The 14,270-nt window shown below is 60.9% G+C and carries 12 protein-coding genes and 1 pseudogene; 3 read left to right on the forward strand and 10 right to left on the reverse strand.

Annotated elements, in window-relative coordinates:
- Positions 1 to 11 precede the first annotated feature (11 nt).
- Complete coding sequence (gene guaD / locus HGO38_RS22940; RefSeq protein WP_250958152.1) at positions 12 to 1,373, forward strand: guanine deaminase; 1,362 nt, start codon at positions 12 to 14, stop codon at positions 1,371 to 1,373.
- Positions 1,374 to 1,391: 18 nt separating this feature from the next.
- Here the strand turns inward: guaD and HGO38_RS22945 are convergent, their stop codons facing one another.
- The 4 genes from HGO38_RS22945 to dctP all read right to left on the reverse strand — a co-directional run bounded on the left by HGO38_RS22945 (position 1,392) and on the right by dctP (position 4,764).
- Positions 1,392 to 1,832, reverse strand: coding sequence for a type II 3-dehydroquinate dehydratase (locus tag HGO38_RS22945; RefSeq protein WP_250958153.1), 441 nt, complete (start codon positions 1,830 to 1,832; stop codon positions 1,392 to 1,394).
- Positions 1,833 to 1,839: 7 nt separating this feature from the next.
- Positions 1,840 to 3,141 carry a TRAP transporter large permease gene (locus HGO38_RS22950; protein WP_250958154.1) on the reverse strand — a complete coding sequence of 434 codons (1,302 nt, stop codon included), beginning with the start codon at positions 3,139 to 3,141 and terminating at the stop codon, positions 1,840 to 1,842.
- A complete protein-coding gene (locus HGO38_RS22955; RefSeq protein ID WP_250958155.1) occupies positions 3,138 to 3,656 on the reverse strand; it encodes a TRAP transporter small permease in 519 nt (172 codons plus the stop codon). Before HGO38_RS22955 ends, HGO38_RS22950 begins: the two co-directional genes overlap by 4 nt.
- 124 nt (positions 3,657 to 3,780) lie before the next feature.
- Positions 3,781 to 4,764, reverse strand: coding sequence for a TRAP transporter substrate-binding protein DctP (gene dctP / locus HGO38_RS22960; protein ID WP_250958156.1), 984 nt, complete (start codon positions 4,762 to 4,764; stop codon positions 3,781 to 3,783).
- Positions 4,765 to 5,067: 303 nt separating this feature from the next.
- Here dctP and HGO38_RS22965 point away from each other — a divergent pair, with 303 nt between their 5' ends.
- Positions 5,068 to 6,162 carry a nucleotidyltransferase family protein gene (locus tag HGO38_RS22965; protein ID WP_250958157.1) on the forward strand — a complete coding sequence of 365 codons (1,095 nt, stop codon included), beginning with the start codon at positions 5,068 to 5,070 and terminating at the stop codon, positions 6,160 to 6,162.
- Positions 6,163 to 6,192: 30 nt separating this feature from the next.
- On the opposite strand, the gene HGO38_RS22970 is transcribed toward HGO38_RS22965, so the two are convergent.
- On the reverse strand, positions 6,193 to 8,082 hold the full coding sequence (locus tag HGO38_RS22970) for a bifunctional sugar phosphate isomerase/epimerase/4-hydroxyphenylpyruvate dioxygenase family protein (RefSeq protein ID WP_250958158.1): 1,890 nt from the start codon (positions 8,080 to 8,082) through the stop codon (positions 6,193 to 6,195).
- Positions 8,083 to 8,122: 40 nt separating this feature from the next.
- Positions 8,123 to 8,983 (reverse strand): shikimate dehydrogenase, encoded by an 861-nt coding sequence (locus tag HGO38_RS22975; RefSeq protein WP_250958159.1) that lies wholly within the window; start codon positions 8,981 to 8,983, stop codon positions 8,123 to 8,125.
- Between the two features lie 243 nt (positions 8,984 to 9,226).
- Between HGO38_RS22975 and HGO38_RS22980 the strand changes: the two genes are divergently transcribed.
- Positions 9,227 to 9,865: a TetR/AcrR family transcriptional regulator gene (locus HGO38_RS22980; RefSeq protein ID WP_250958160.1), complete on the forward strand. Its 639-nt coding sequence runs from the start codon at positions 9,227 to 9,229 to the stop codon at positions 9,863 to 9,865.
- A gap of 413 nt (positions 9,866 to 10,278) precedes the next feature.
- Here the strand turns inward: HGO38_RS22980 and HGO38_RS22985 are convergent.
- The 4 genes and pseudogenes from HGO38_RS22985 to HGO38_RS23000 all read right to left on the reverse strand — a co-directional run.
- A pseudogene (locus tag HGO38_RS22985) lies at positions 10,279 to 11,019 on the reverse strand (YoaK family protein); the annotation flags it as partial.
- A gap of 97 nt (positions 11,020 to 11,116) precedes the next feature.
- On the reverse strand, positions 11,117 to 12,226 hold the full coding sequence (locus HGO38_RS22990; RefSeq protein WP_250958162.1) for an integrase: 1,110 nt from the start codon (positions 12,224 to 12,226) through the stop codon (positions 11,117 to 11,119).
- 136 nt (positions 12,227 to 12,362) lie between these two features.
- Positions 12,363 to 13,292, reverse strand: coding sequence for a dihydrodipicolinate synthase family protein (locus tag HGO38_RS22995; protein ID WP_250958163.1), 930 nt, complete (start codon positions 13,290 to 13,292; stop codon positions 12,363 to 12,365).
- A gap of 27 nt (positions 13,293 to 13,319) precedes the next feature.
- Positions 13,320 to 14,093, reverse strand: coding sequence for a LamB/YcsF family protein (locus tag HGO38_RS23000; protein WP_250958164.1), 774 nt, complete (start codon positions 14,091 to 14,093; stop codon positions 13,320 to 13,322).
- Positions 14,094 to 14,270: the final 177 nt, after the last annotated feature.

The following is a 14,270-nucleotide window of genomic DNA, read 5'->3' on the forward strand; positions in this document are numbered from 1 at the left end:
GGACTGGAATCATGAAACTGCGCGGCAAGATGCTTCTGGCGTCTGGATTTCACGCGCCCGTGCTGGGCGAAGTCGAGGTGCTGACCGATGTGCTGATCTCTGTCGGCGAGCGCGGCGGGATCGTTTCTGTCTTGCGTCCGGCCGATGCGGGTTATGCCGAGGCCAGGGCGGATGCCGCTGCAAACGGTCGGCTCGAAACCCTGGCTGAGGGCAGCTATCTGCTGCCCGGTTTCGTCGATTGCCACGTCCATGCGCCGCAATATCCGCAGCTCGGCTCGGCGCTGGACGTGCCGCTCGAGGTCTGGCTGCAGAAATACACCTTTCCGCTCGAGGCGCGCTATCAGGACACGGCCTTTGCCCGCCGCGCCTATGGCCTGCTGGTCGAGGATCTGATTGCCAATGGCACGACCACGGCGCTCTATTTTGCCACCGTGCATCAGAATGCAACGCGGATCCTGGTCGATACCTGCCTGGAAAAGGGCCAGCGGGCGCTGGTCGGCAAGGTGGCGATGGACAATGTCGACAGCTGCCCGGACTATTACCGCGATGCCTCCGTCGATGCGGCCTTGTCTGGCACGCGCGCGCTGATCGACTATGTCCGCAGCCATCCTGACAATCGCGACGGCCGCGTGCTGCCGGTCGTCACGCCGCGCTTCATCCCGTCCTGCACGGATGCAACGCTTGAAGGGCTCGGCGCCATTGCCAAGGACTGCGGCTGCCACGTGCAGACTCATGCGTCGGAAAGCGCCTGGGAACACGGTTATGTGCTGGCCCGGCATGGCATGACCGATACCGACAGCCTCGATCGCTTCGGCCTTTTGGGGCGCCACACCATGCTGGCGCATGGCAACCTGCTGACGACTGCGGACATGGAGACGATCCGCATCCGGCAGTCCGCCGTCGCCCATTGTCCGCTGTCGAACGCTTTTTTTGCCGGTGCGGTATTTCCGCTGCGGGCGGCACTGGAGAAGGGCGTGAATGTCGGCTTGGGCACGGATATTTCCGGCGGTCCAAGCGCCTCCATGCTGGAGAATTGCCGCGCAGCAGTCACCATGTCGCGTCTGCTGGAGACCGGGGTGGACCCGGATCTCCCACCCGAAACGCGCGCATCCGGCAAGCCGGCACGCATCGATTTCCGCCAGGCTTTTCATGTCGCGACCGCCGGCGGCGCCAGGGCGCTCGACTTGCCCGTCGGGCAATTCGTGGCCGGCTATCAGTTCGATGCCATCGTCATCGACAGCCGGGCCGAGAAGGGTTCGATCCGGCTGTTCGAGGACCTGGATCACGGCGATGACATTCTTCAGAAGATCGTCTTCACCGCCTCCAAGGCCAATATCGCGCGGGTCTGGATCGACGGAACGGTCGTCGCGTGAGGGCGGCGGCGTTTGCGGTCAGGCGGACAACATATCCTTGATCGCCCTGACCGCCATCGGATAGCCTTTTGCCGTAAAGCCGGCCATCACGGCGGTGGCGGTCATCGACACATAGGAGCGATGATAGATCGGTTCGCGGCGATGCACATTGCTGATATGCAGTTCGATGATCGGCCCCTTGAACATCTTCAGGGCATCGAGCAGTGCGATCGAGGTGAAGGTGAAGGCGGCCGGGTTGATGATGATCCCCGCCCCCTCGTCGATTGCCTCATGCACCCATTCGATCAGCGTTTCCTCGCTATTGGTCTGGTGAAAGCGGATCGGGTGACCACTTGCGGCCTCAAGGCACCAGCCCTCGATTTCGGCCAATGTGGTCGTGCCGTAGATCTCCGGTTCGCGCTTGCCGAGCCGGTTCAGGTTCGGGCCGTTCAGGATGTAGATCGGTTTGGTGTCGGTCATGGTTTTTCTATCCCTGATAGCCGAACTGGCGCGGCAGCCACAGCACCGTTTCCGGCACGAAGGTGATGATGAGCAGGCAGATCACCATCCAGAACAGGAAGGGCAAGGAGTCTCGGATGATGTCGCGGACCGGTGCCCCTGATATGTTGGTCATGATGAACAGCAGCAGGCCATAGGGCGGCGTGACCAGCCCGAGCATGATGTTGACGACGACCATGACGCCGAAATGCACCAGATCGATGCCGAGCGCCTGGGCGGTCGGGATGAACACTGGCACGATGATTAGGAGGATGGCCGTGCCTTCCAGCACGCAGCCGAGTAGCAGCAGGACGACGTTGACGAGGATCAGGAAACCGATCGGCGACAGATCCCAGCTGGTGAGCAGGATCCGCAGCGTGTCGGGGATGTTCTCGATCGTCACCACATAGTTGAACACCAGGGAACCGGCGATCAGCATGCCGATCGAGGCGGTCGTCTTGGCGCTGACGAGCAGCGAATGGTAGAAGGCCTGGAAGGTGATGCTGCGATAGATGACCAGCGAGATGACCAGCGCATAGGCAGCGGCAAGGGCGGCGGCTTCGGTCGGCGTGGTGATGCCGCTATAGATGCAGCCAAGCAGCACGACGGGCATCATCAGGGCCGGAAAGGCCCGCCAGGTAATCATCGGCACGTCGCGCAACGGGATTGGCGGCTCGACCGGAAAATTCCTGCGCCTTGCGGTGATCGCCACCTGCATCATCTGCAGGCCGGCCATCATCAGCCCTGGCACCATGCCGGCCAGGAACAGGTAGCCGATCGAGGCATCGGAGACGAGCGCATAGATCACCATCGGGATGGAGGGTGGAATGATCGGACCGATGACCGAGGTGACAGCTGTCAACGCCGCAGCAAAGCTCGGCGTATAGCGGCCGTCGCGGGTCATCATGTTCTGCATCATCCGGCCGCTGCCGGCCGCATCGGCGATCGCCGATCCGGACATGCCGGCAAAGATGATGCTCTGCACCACATTGACCTGCGCCAGGCCGCCGCGAAAGCGACCGACCAGTACGTTGCAGAAGGTCAGCAGGCGCTCGGTCATCGAGCCGATGTTCATGAACTCGGCCGCCAGCACGAACAGCGGTACGGCAAGGATGACGTAGTTGGAATACATGCCGTTCAGGAACTGCTCGGCAACCGTGCCCATGTCCGCGCCGACCAGCAGCAGATAGAGGATCGAGCCGGTGATCATCGACAGGCCGATCGGCAGGCCGAGGAAGGCCAGCGCGGTGATGACGACGATGGAAATCGAAAAGGGGCTGGTGAGGTTCATACGCCGGAACTCGCCTTGGTGGGGTCGAAGGCTTCGGGCGCCTGGCCGCGAATGGCCTGTATGCCAAGCCACATGTAGCGCACGATCATCGCCACCACGAAGACGATGTAGATCGAATAGAGATAGTCGAAGCGGATTTTCAGATAGGCCGTCTTCTCGACCTTCATGAAGGAGATGTAGTCGATCACGGCGGGCAGCGAGATGGCGAACATGGCGATCAGGACTGTCGCCGAGATGATCTGCATGACGCGCCGCGACTTGTCGCTGGCACTGGCCCAGAAGAAATCGAAGCGGATTTCCTCGCTTTCGCGAATGGAGAAAGCCGAGCCGAACAGAACGATCCAGATCCACAATGCCACGCTGACTTCGTGCGTCCAGCCGATGGAGAGATTGAGAAGATAGCGGAAGACGATCTGCAGCAGGAAGGCGACGAACATGCCCAGCAGCATGATGGAGATGATATTGTCGGCGCGGTTTCGCAACCACTCGCCCATGGCGATATATTTCGGGTTCATCCGGAGTGCTCCATCAGGAAGGCAGCAAGCAGAGGGTGGAAGATCTGTCGATCGGGTCAAGCAAGCCCGCACTCCGCCATGTTTGGATAGGCAGCGGAGTGCGGCAATCTCTAAAGCCCACTGATCAGAGAGCGGCCACTTTTTCGAGCACGCCGGCCGGCCAGGATTTTGCCAGGTCGGAGGCGAGGTATTTTTCCTGGGCGAATTTGCGGAAGGCGGCGACATCGGGGTCATAGATCTGCAGGCCGCCGGCCTTGAATTCCTCGACGAGCTTGCCTTCCTGGGCCAGATGCTGCTCCTGGCTCCAGTCGATGACTTTGTCGGCGGCCGCCTGGAAGGCGGTCTGCTGTTCGGGCGTCATGGCTTTCCAGGTTTCGCTGGAAATGGTCAGCAGGTCGTAGCCGATCAGATGCGAGGTCAGGACGATCTGCGACATGACTTCGTAGAATTTCATGTTCTTGACGTTGGGCAGCGGGTTGTCCTGGCCATCGATGGCGCCGGTCTGCAGGCCGGTATAGACTTCGGCATAGGCCATCGGCGTCGGATTGGCGCCAAGCGCCGAGCCGAGGAACTGCCAGGCATCGCCACCCGGCATGCGCAGCTTGATGCCGGACATGTCGGCCGGCGTGCTGATCTTCTTGTCGGTCTTGAGACCCACCTGACGGGCGCCGAAATAGGTCGGTCCGAGAATGTGGATGCCGAGCTTTTCCGTCGCCATGGCCTTGAACTCGGCCCCGACTTCGCTGTTGAAGAAGTCGCGCAGATGTTTTGCATCGCGGAACAGATAGGCGGAGGTCAGCACGGACCATTCGGGGATCTGGTTGGAAATGTCCTGCGGGGCGATATTGCCCATTTGCAGGTTGCCGCGCTGCAAGGCGACCAGTTCCGTGCCCTGCTTGAACAGCGTGCCGCCGTAAAACGGCGTGAGGGTGAAATCGCCCTTGATCTCCTCGGCCAGCATCTTGGTCATCTGGGCACGGATGTCCTGCTCGGAGAACACGGCCGAGAATTTCAGCACCGTCTTTTCCTGGGCGAAGGCCGGCCAGGGCAGAGCGGCCGCAGCGACGCTCGCACCCAGAAAGGTGCGTCTGGTGATATCAATGGTCATGGTTTTCCTCCCGGTTGTCCCCGGTGACCTTTTGCCGGTCACTTCGGGGTTTCCTCCATCCAATCCGACGTCTGCAGCTCCTCCGCGATCGGTCGATTTTCAAATTGTACTAAATAGTTCGTATAAGTCAATTGGCTGTCACAGCAAGGCTTAGGCATCGAGGTCCAAGCGGGTCCTCTGCCATGCGATCATCAGGGGTCGGGATTGCAGTCAGGGAAATCATGACCATTTTCGCGAAACTGGTCATGATGACAGGGTTCCGGGAATGTGCTATGACCATTTTCGCAAAATTGGTCATGAATGATGAAGACGCTCGATCATACCTACCAGATGCTCTATTCGGAGCTTGCCCAGCGCAGCCTCGATGCCCAGTTCTCGTCCGAATTCTCGCTGGAGGGGCGGTTCATCAGCATGGAAAGCCGAGGACGGCGTTATTGGTATTTTGACACCGCAGCCGAGGACGGCGGCAAGCATCGTCGTTATGTCGGTCCCGTGGACGACTTGGAGATTACCCGCCGCGTCGAGCATTTCAAGGATCTGAAGGCGGATTTTCGGGCACGGCGCAAGATCGTGTCGACCTTGATCCGCGAAGCCTATCTTCCACGCCCTGTCCAGGCTGCCGGCGACATCGTCGAGGCGCTGGCCTGGGCCGGGTTCTTCAGGCTGCGAGGGGTGCTCATCGGAACCGTGGCCTTCCAGTGCTATGGTCCCCTGCTGGGGGTGCGATTGCCCAACGCCATCCTCCAGACGGGCGATGCGGATTTCGCGCAGTTTCACTCGATTTCTGTTGCCGTCGGCGACAGTATTCCGCCCGTTCTGGACGTGTTGAAAGAGGTCGACCCGACCTTTCGGGAAATTCCCCATTCGGCCGACGGCCGGCATGTTACGCAGTTTGCAGCCCGATCCGGATACAAGGTGGAATTTCTCACCCCGAATACCGGTTCGTCCGATCATGACGGCCAGCCGGCGGCGATGCCGGCGCTTGGTGGGGCATCCGCGCAACCGTTGCGGTTCCTCGATTTCCTGATCTATCAGCCGGTCCGCGTCGTGCTCCTGCACGGTGGCGGCATTCCCATCCTCGTTCCCGCACCAGAGCGCTATGCCATTCACAAACTCATTGTCAGTGCCCGCCGGCGTGTCGATGGTGATGGCATGGCCAAGAGCGGCAAGGATCGCCTGCAGGCTGCCACGCTGATGGATATCCTGTTCGAGCTTCGCCAGGGGGAGATCTTGGCCGATGCCTATATGCAGGCCTGGGAGCGTGGTCCGGCCTGGAGGCAAGCCCTGACGGACGGTATGGCAGGTCTTGATGCTGCAACCCGCGACCGATTGAAGACGGAACTCGGGCGCAGCATTCGTCAGATCGTCAGTGATCCGGTCGACTATGGCCTCGCCTAGGACCAGGCCTCCATTGTTGCCGCCCAGCGCTCAGTCCTTCGGCACACCCTCCGGGCGTAGATAGCGTCTGAGTGCTGCGATGCGGAAGATGGCGTTGGGGGCGCCATAGCCTTTGTAGCCGCGGCGCTCGACGATCTCGAAGAAGAAGCCTTCGCCATAGGTTGGGCTATAGAGCTGGAAATATTCGCCGGCCTCATCCCTGTCGTACAGGATATTGTACAACTTCAGCTTCTCGGTGACCTCGGGCGAAAGGCCAAAACGTGCCTCGACATCGTCATAGTAGTTGGGCGAGATCGGCAGAGGCTTGAACCCGTTGGCTTTCAAGGCCTCGGCCGTGGCAAAGATATCGTCCGTGGCAAAGGCCAGGTGCTGGACGCTTGAGCCGAAGTTTTCCGCGATGAAATGGCCGGCCAATGTCTTGCGGTTTTCCGCGCCATTCAGCGTGATCCGCAGAGCGCCGGCGTCGTTCTCCACCACCTGGCTGCGCACCACGCCGGCCGGATCGATGATATCGACCATTGGCGTTTTGCGGACGTTGAGGATCGACGCGTAGAACAGCAGCCAGGTCAGCATTTCCTCGTAACGCACGGTCTGCGCGACATGGTCGATGCGAAGAAGACCGGCTGCCTGTCCCCCCTCCCCTCCCCCGACCGGGGTAAACTCGACGTCCCAGACGCGGCCGAGGTCGGGGCCATCATCAAGGAAATAGATCAATCCGCCACCGGCGCCGCGGATGGCCGGCATTTGCAGGCCTGCATGGGGGTCGGCTTGCTCGAAGGCTTCCGCGCCAAGCGCCACGGCGCGGGCCGCAGCGGCCTTCGCATCGCCAACTTTCAACCCGATCGCATAAGCCGTCGTGCCATGCAGCAGGAAGGAGGAGTTGGCAAAGCCCTCTTGCTCCATGTTGATGACCAGGTTGATATCGCCCTGCCGATAGAGATCGACATTCTTGCTGAAATGTCGCGCAACCTTTTGAAAGCCGAGGATCCGCAGCAACTCGGTCAGCTCGGTTGCCTCCTGTTCTTCCGTGGCGAATTCGACGAAGGCAACCCCACTCACGTCTGCGCGGGCCGGCATGGCGGGAACAGAGAGCGAGGTCTCGGGATTGAGGCGCTTGATCTGGTCGCCGAGGTAGACGAGCGAGCGGTGGCCATCGACCGCAATGGCGCGGGCCGAGCCACCTCGGAACTGGTCGTTGAAGATTTCGAGCGACAGGTAACCGTCATAGCCGGTTGCAGAGACTGCAGACATGAACTCTGCCACAGGGAGATCCCCCTCCCCCGGCATGTTGCGGAAATGCCGGCTCCAGTAGAGCAGATCCATGTCGATCAATGGCGCATCGGCCAGTTGGACGATGAAGATCTTCTCTCTGGGGATCGATCGGATCGAATTGACATCAATCTTGCGGGCCAGCGTGTGGAAACTATCGAGGATCAGGCCGACAGAGGGATGATCGGCGCGGCGCACGATTTCCCAGGCGTCGCGATGATCGTGGATATGCTTTCCCCAGGCCAGGGCTTCATAACCGACGCGCAAGTTCCGTTTGGCCGCCCGCTCGCCCAGTTCGCGAAAATCCGCGGCCGCCCGATCAAGGCCGCCGATCGAGACCGGCGAGACGTTCGAGCAGACCAGCACGAGATCGGTGCCGAGCTCCTGCATGACATCGAACTTGCGTTCGGCGCGATCGAAATTGCGGGTCCTTTGCGGCTCCGGCATGCCTTCGAAATCGCGGAACGGCTGAAACAGGGTGATCTCCAGGCCGTGGTCGCGCACCATCCGGCCGACTTGCCTTGGGCTTTCATCGAAGGCGAGGAAGTCGTTTTCAAAGATCTCGACGCCGTCGAATCCGGCTGCGGCTATCGCGGCCAGCTTTTCCGGAAGCTCGCCGCTCAGCGAAACCGTGGCGATGGACGTTTTCATCGAGGTGCTCCTCCGTTGCAGCTTCTTGGGATCGCCGATGTCAGCGGGTCAGCGACAGGAAATGGCGTCGCATGCGCTCTGCATCGGCCGGTTTGCCGGTGAACAGGCCGAACGCGCCGACGGCCTGGTATGTTGCCATGCCGCCGCCATCGAGCACGCGACAGCCGCGACGTCGTGCCTCGGCCAGAAGGGCGGTTTCAATCGGAAAATAAACGATTTCGGCGACCCAGAGGTCTTTGTGCAGCAATTCGGCCGGCAGGGGAAGGCCTGGATATTTGTCCATGCCAGTCGGCGTGGCATGAATGAGACCGTTGGCGTCCCGAAGCGCCTGGGCAAGATCGTGGCCGGCCGCGAGCACGGCATCCGGGAAGAGCGGCTGCAGTTTTGTGGCAAGGTCCTCTGCTCGGCTCTGGTCCATGTCGAACACGGTCAGGTTTTCGACACCGAGCCGCAGAGCGGCATAGGCGGTGGCGGCACCGGCGCCCCCTGCCCCGAGTTGGACGGCCCGGCCAAGCTCGACATCGGGAAGGCCGCGCTTGAACGATTCGGCAAAGCCCCACCAGTCGGTGTTGTGGCCTTCGCGCCTTCCGTTTCGCAGAACGACCGTGTTGACGGCGCCGAGGGCTGCTGCGTCAGGGGTGAGTGTGTCGAGATAGGGGATGACGGCCTGTTTACAGGGATGGGTGATGTTCAGGCCGGCGAAGTTCTCGTCTTCGGCAAAGGCCAGCAGGCTTTGAAGCTGGTCAGGTTTCGCTTGCATTTCAGCCAGGTCGAGAAGATCGTAGCGATAGGTGAGGCCCTGCTCTCGCCCCTCAGCCATGTGCATGGCGGGCGTCAAGGATGCCTGTATGCCTGCGCCGATCAGTCCGGCGCGGAGTTGCCGCGAAGCTGTGATTGTCATGATTGCGCTCGACTGGTCTTTGGCCAGTGCCTCCCCGTGCTGCTTGATCTGTCGCTGCCTGTCGTTTCACCGACAGGGCAACACGGATCATCTCAAGTAATGTACTAACTAGTTCGAATGTCAAGGAGCCCGGCGCTTGAAACAATCGGGTAACCTGACTAAGACTGACAGCGCGGTGTCGGGTTGGACGAAGGACGTCGCTCGGTTTGAGCCGGTAAAGCTGGAATGCAGGCAGGGTGGGGTATGGCAGTCAGGCCACGCAAGAACGATCCGGAAAAGACGCGCAATGACATTCTTGCGGTGGCCACCGAAGAGTTTTCCATGAACGGCCTGGCGGGTGGCCGCGTCGATTCCATAGCCGAGCGGACCAGCACATCCAAGCGGATGATCTACTATTATTTTGGCAGCAAGGAAGGGCTTTATCTCGCTGTGCTGGAGATGGCCTATCGCAAGATCCGCTCTCATGAGGAAGATCTGGAGCTGCTCGACCTGCCGCCGGATCAGGCGCTGCGCACTCTGATTGCTGCGACCTTCGATCATGACGAGGCCAATCCTGACTTCGTGCGCCTGGTCAGCATCGAGAATATTCACCATGCGGTGCATATGAAGAGTTCCGGCGCCATCAAGGATCTCAACATTTCGATTATTGAGACAATTGCCGTTCTGCTGGAGCGGGGTTACCGCGACGGTATATTCAAGCGTGAGGTCGACCCGATTGATCTGCACATGTTGATCAGCGCCTTTTGCTTCTTCAGGGTCTCCAATCGTCATACCTTTGGCACGATCTTCCATCGCGATCTGTCTGCGCCCGACTACTATGATCGCCATAAGAAGATGATTTCGGACTCGGTGATCAGCTATCTGATGTCTGCCGACGGTTGAGATGCTCGGTAGCGCGCGCCCGTTTTTCGCTGCGTTGACAGCTGTCAACGGAGCGGCAATCCAAGTTCCGTTGTCCTGCTCTTGAAGTGGATCCGCTACGCTTGCATCGGATCGCGTCACGACGCGGGGTCTTCTGCGGTTCGTGAATGGCAAGCGTTGACAGCTGTCAACGGTATGTATCATCCGCACCGGGTTGCGGTTTTGACCACGCGCATGGCCTCCACAGCGTATCCAAAATTCGGCTTGCCATGACCGTTGAGAATGCCCCCAATAGGGCTTTGCCGAGCTGTTGACAGCTGTCAACGCCGCCCTCTTCCGTATGAAAGACCGGCGGGCCTCGCCGGAATGACGGGCTGGGGCGCAATCCATCGGGAGAGAAGCGGACGTCTCGTCTGCGTCTAATGCCGACGTCGGCGGCGCCAGACGCGCAGGTCTTCAAGGACGGGCAGTGCGGCGAGGACGACGAGCGGCAGTGCCAGAAGCAGGGCTGCCGAGGTCCCAAGGCGACTGAAGGCGATCGCTCCGGCAATGCCTCCCACCAGGAAGAGGCCGATCAGAGACAAGAGCAAGCGCAGCTTGGGTCGATCGGCACGCACCGGCGGTACCGCGGCAGGAGACGGGGAGTTCCAGTAAAACAGCTTGCCCAGCTCTATGCCCGCGTCTGTCACAAGGCCGGTGACATGGGTCGTGCGGATGCGGGCGCCGGACAGCTTGGTGATCATGGCGTTTTGCAGGCCCATGATGAAGCAGAGAAGGGCCACGGTGAGTGGGATAAAAACCTCCTGATCCAAGGACAGAAAAGATCCCAGAGCCGCAAAGAGGATCAGCAGGCCGGCCTCGACCAGCAAGGGCAGGGCGTATTCCGATTGGAGATCCATCCGGCGTCCCCAGTTGATGAGGATCGCCGAGCAGGCAGCGCCTGCGACGAAGGAACCAAGGGCCGACAGGCCCGACAAGACCAACAGGATATTGCCCAGCACCAGATTGTCCGCGATGGCGGAGACGATGCCGGACATATGCGAGGTATATTGCTGCACGGCCATGAACCCGCCGGCATTGGCCGCACCTGCGACGAATGTCAGGTAGAGGGCGAGGTGCCGATCGCTCGCTTCGCTTCGTTGCCGTGACGCCAGAGTGCTCAGATACTTCTTCATTGCATGCCGCTGTGTGGTTTGCCCCAAGGGAGGCTTTCTGAAAGCCCTGATCCGCTTATAGCAGGACAAGGTTTACGCGCGACAAATGTCCGAAAATTCAAGTGTCGCCGAAAGCGGTCCCATCTCGCTGCTGATCAGGGGCAGGCCGTGCCCGTAGCGACTGTGCCGAAACGTCGCTGATGATCCCCGCCGCAAGCGCGGACCGCTTGACGAGCCGGTCCACCTCCTGCGCATTCAGGCGCTCAGGTCCGGCGACCCTGCCTCGGCCGATAACACGGCGAAATAAAGGGCCACGCTGGATCCTTGCAAACCGCAGCCAGGTCTGCAGGGCAGCAAGGGGGCAGGTGCCCTCCGAAACGGATCGGGCGATCTTGATGCATCGCAATCCGCTCCGCCCCTTCAGCGTGATCAGCAGCAAGCCGTCCGTGAATTCGATCCAACCTGACCCATCGCGGCTTTGGTCTTCGCCGACATCGAGCCCAACAATCTCCGACCGACGCAGGCCGCCAGCAGAGCCGAGCAACAAGATCGCCCGGTCACGGAGGCCCCGTAAGGTGCCGCGATCAAGGATCTCCAGCATGGCCGAAAGTCCGCGTTGCCCGATCGCCTCCTTGCCTATCCGAGGCTGACTTGGTTCGCTGCGCAAAGCCGCAAGGGCGGCCAAAATCGGCGATTCACTCCTGTCGAGCTGCAGGCCGCGCTGTCGATAATTCCAGGCAAGGGAAGACAGGCGCCGTTCCAGGGTGGCGCGCCCATTTGGGCTGGCCGTGGCGGCACGCGAAGCGCAAGCGGTGATGTAAAGGCCGACAACCTGTGCATCGGGCGGCAGGAGAGGAACGTCCTGCCGCCGGCACCAGGCCGAATAGTGCTTCCAGTCGCTGGCATAGGCCCGCAGTGTATGGGCAGAATTTGCGCCCCGTCCGTCAGGCCGGACGACACCGCGCTTGGTATCGGCAGGGCGGCTGGACAGGATTTCGGGTGAAGAGGCGCCGGCGTATGTCGTCGGCGAAGCCGTGTCACCCGTAAGCGCGGCGTCATCCGGCGCCATTAAAGCGCTATTTTCCTCGATAAAACGACTCATCCCTGCTATGATAAGGAAAGTCGGGCTCTGCGCAACATTATCATTCGTTATTGAGCTTAGACAAGCTGTGCGGTTTTTGCTCCTTATGATGACAAAACCGCACACGAACTTCCGATGCAGGACCATCCCGACAGTCCACGATTCGATCGCCGCGATGCCAGATTGCTATTGGTGCAGGGGCTCCACCCTGTTCAGTTCCGCCCGCTTCGACGCTGGAAAGCCTTGAGATCCGCCGCATTCCGCAGGGTGGTCCGATCCAGAGTCAGCCCAGCGCCTTGAGTTTCAGCTCCGTGCGCCGCATCAGGCGGTCCAGTTCTACCATGTCGATGGCACTCAATTTCGGGCCTGGCGCACGCGTTGCGGCGGTGGAAATCGCGCCGCGCTTCATCAGGATCGTCTTGCGCAGGGCGAGGCCGAAACCCAGTTGTTGCTCGTGACGCAGAATGGGCAGGTAGGCATCGTAGAAGTCCTCCGCCTCTTCGATGCGACCCTCAGCAAACAGATTGACGGTACCGACCAGCGCCTCCGGATAGGCAAACCCGGTCATCGCGCCGTCGGCGCCCCGCGCCAGCTCCTGCGGCAGGTAGAGGCCGCCATTGCCGCACAGGATCGACATGCGAGGGAAACCGTTCGCCTCGGCCGAGCGAACCGCCGAAATCTTGGCGAGACCCGGGCAGTCCTCATGCTTGAGCATGACAATCTGCGCCAAGTCGCGGCTCAGTTCCAAAATCGTGCGCGGTGAGACGGACACGCCGGTGACCTGGGGGAAATCCTGAAACACCACCGGAACATGATCGCCAAGGGCGGCGCATACCTGATGGAAATAGCCGATCACCCGATCTTCCCGGGCCGGGCCCCGCGACGGTGCGACCATGACGCCGGCAGCCCCATTATCCATGGCGCGGTGGGCCAGATCTGAAAGGCTGGCTATGCCCGCATCCGAGACGCCGACCACGACGGGCAGATCTCCGGCACGGGCCATGAAGCGATCAAGCACGGCGAGGCGCTCCTCCGGCGTCAGCTTGTCGGCCTCGCCCATCATGCCGAGGATTGTCATGCCGGTGACGCCGCTGCCGCGGTAGAATTCGACCAGTCTGTCGATGCTGTCGAAGTCAACGGCACCTGTCTCGGTAAACGGTGTGGCCGCGATGATATAGACGCCCGCAGTGGTGCGATCGATGGTCCGGGCCATGCCCTGTTCTCCCTTAGATGATGAAACCTAGCGCTTCGGCAAGGCAAACGGTGCGATCGAGACGCCTTCGGCAACCAGCGCCTCTTTCAGCGCCTTGGTGATTGCTGCGGCGCCGGGCGTGTCGCCATGCACGCAGAGCGTGGCAGCTTCCACCGGCAATCGTTGCCCGCCGATGGTCGGGATGAAACCGTCGCGCACCATGCTCAGCACCTGGTCGACGCTCTGGCGCGGATCGTGAATGACCGAACCCTCCATCGACCGGGATGTCAGCATGCCCTGGTCGGTATAGGTCCGGTCCGCATAGATCTCGCTTGCGGTCTTCAGGCCGATACGGTGCGCTGCCTTCATGGTTTCCGAGTAGGGCAGGGTGATGAAGACAAGATCCGGATCCACCGCACGAACGGCCCGCACGCAGACATCGGCGAGTTCCGCGTCTTCCGCCGCCATATTGCCGATCGCGCCATGGGTCTTCACATGGGTAATCGGCCAGCCGAGTGCCCTGGCCATGCCGGAAATTGCGGCGATCTGGTAGATCAGTTGCGCTTCGATGTCTTCTGGCCTTTCGCCTGAAATGCGCCGGCGCCCGAAGCCATAGAGATCCATGAGCGAGGGATGGGCGCCAATCGCGACACCGCGCTCCTTGGCCATCAGGATCGTGTTGCGCATCACGACAGGATCGCCGGCGTGAAAGCCGCAGGCAATATTGGCGGTGGTCACCAGATCGAGCATGGCCTTGTCGTCGCCGATCGAGTAGGCGCCAAAGGCTTCGCCCATGTCGCAGTTCAGGTCTATCGTCGCCATGCCGCACACTCCATCCCGTTTATTCGGACCTTATGCCTGGATACAGGCTGTATACCGAAGCGGCAAGCCGTGAGTGAGCACCGTCCCCGACAATTGATTCACGACGCTGAGCAACGCTAAAGCGGCCCAGCGCTTTCGTGTCTGCCTTCCGCCAGCAATTCGACCTGCCGTTCAAGA

It is taken from the genome of Rhizobium sp. CG5 (assembly GCF_023701945.1).
In the GTDB taxonomy this organism is placed as follows: Bacteria; Pseudomonadota; Alphaproteobacteria; order Rhizobiales; family Rhizobiaceae; genus Allorhizobium.

Coding starts and splice junctions, on each gene's coding strand:
- HGO38_RS22950 (WP_250958154.1), bottom strand. CDS start 3,141: ATGAACCTCACCAGCCCCTTTTCGATTTCCATCGTCGTCATCACCGCG.
- HGO38_RS22980 (WP_250958160.1), top strand. CDS start 9,227: ATGGCAGTCAGGCCACGCAAGAACGATCCGGAAAAGACGCGCAATGAC.
- dctP (WP_250958156.1), bottom strand. CDS start 4,764: ATGACCATTGATATCACCAGACGCACCTTTCTGGGTGCGAGCGTCGCT.
- HGO38_RS22955 (WP_250958155.1), bottom strand. CDS start 3,656: ATGAACCCGAAATATATCGCCATGGGCGAGTGGTTGCGAAACCGCGCC.
- HGO38_RS22990 (WP_250958162.1), bottom strand. CDS start 12,226: ATGGTCCTGCATCGGAAGTTCGTGTGCGGTTTTGTCATCATAAGGAGC.
- HGO38_RS22945 (WP_250958153.1), bottom strand. CDS start 1,832: ATGACCGACACCAAACCGATCTACATCCTGAACGGCCCGAACCTGAAC.
- HGO38_RS22965 (WP_250958157.1), top strand. CDS start 5,068: ATGAAGACGCTCGATCATACCTACCAGATGCTCTATTCGGAGCTTGCC.
- HGO38_RS22975 (WP_250958159.1), bottom strand. CDS start 8,983: ATGACAATCACAGCTTCGCGGCAACTCCGCGCCGGACTGATCGGCGCA.
- HGO38_RS23000 (WP_250958164.1), bottom strand. CDS start 14,093: ATGGCGACGATAGACCTGAACTGCGACATGGGCGAAGCCTTTGGCGCC.
- HGO38_RS22995 (WP_250958163.1), bottom strand. CDS start 13,292: ATGGCCCGGACCATCGATCGCACCACTGCGGGCGTCTATATCATCGCG.
- guaD (WP_250958152.1), top strand. CDS start 12: ATGAAACTGCGCGGCAAGATGCTTCTGGCGTCTGGATTTCACGCGCCC.
- HGO38_RS22970 (WP_250958158.1), bottom strand. CDS start 8,082: ATGAAAACGTCCATCGCCACGGTTTCGCTGAGCGGCGAGCTTCCGGAA.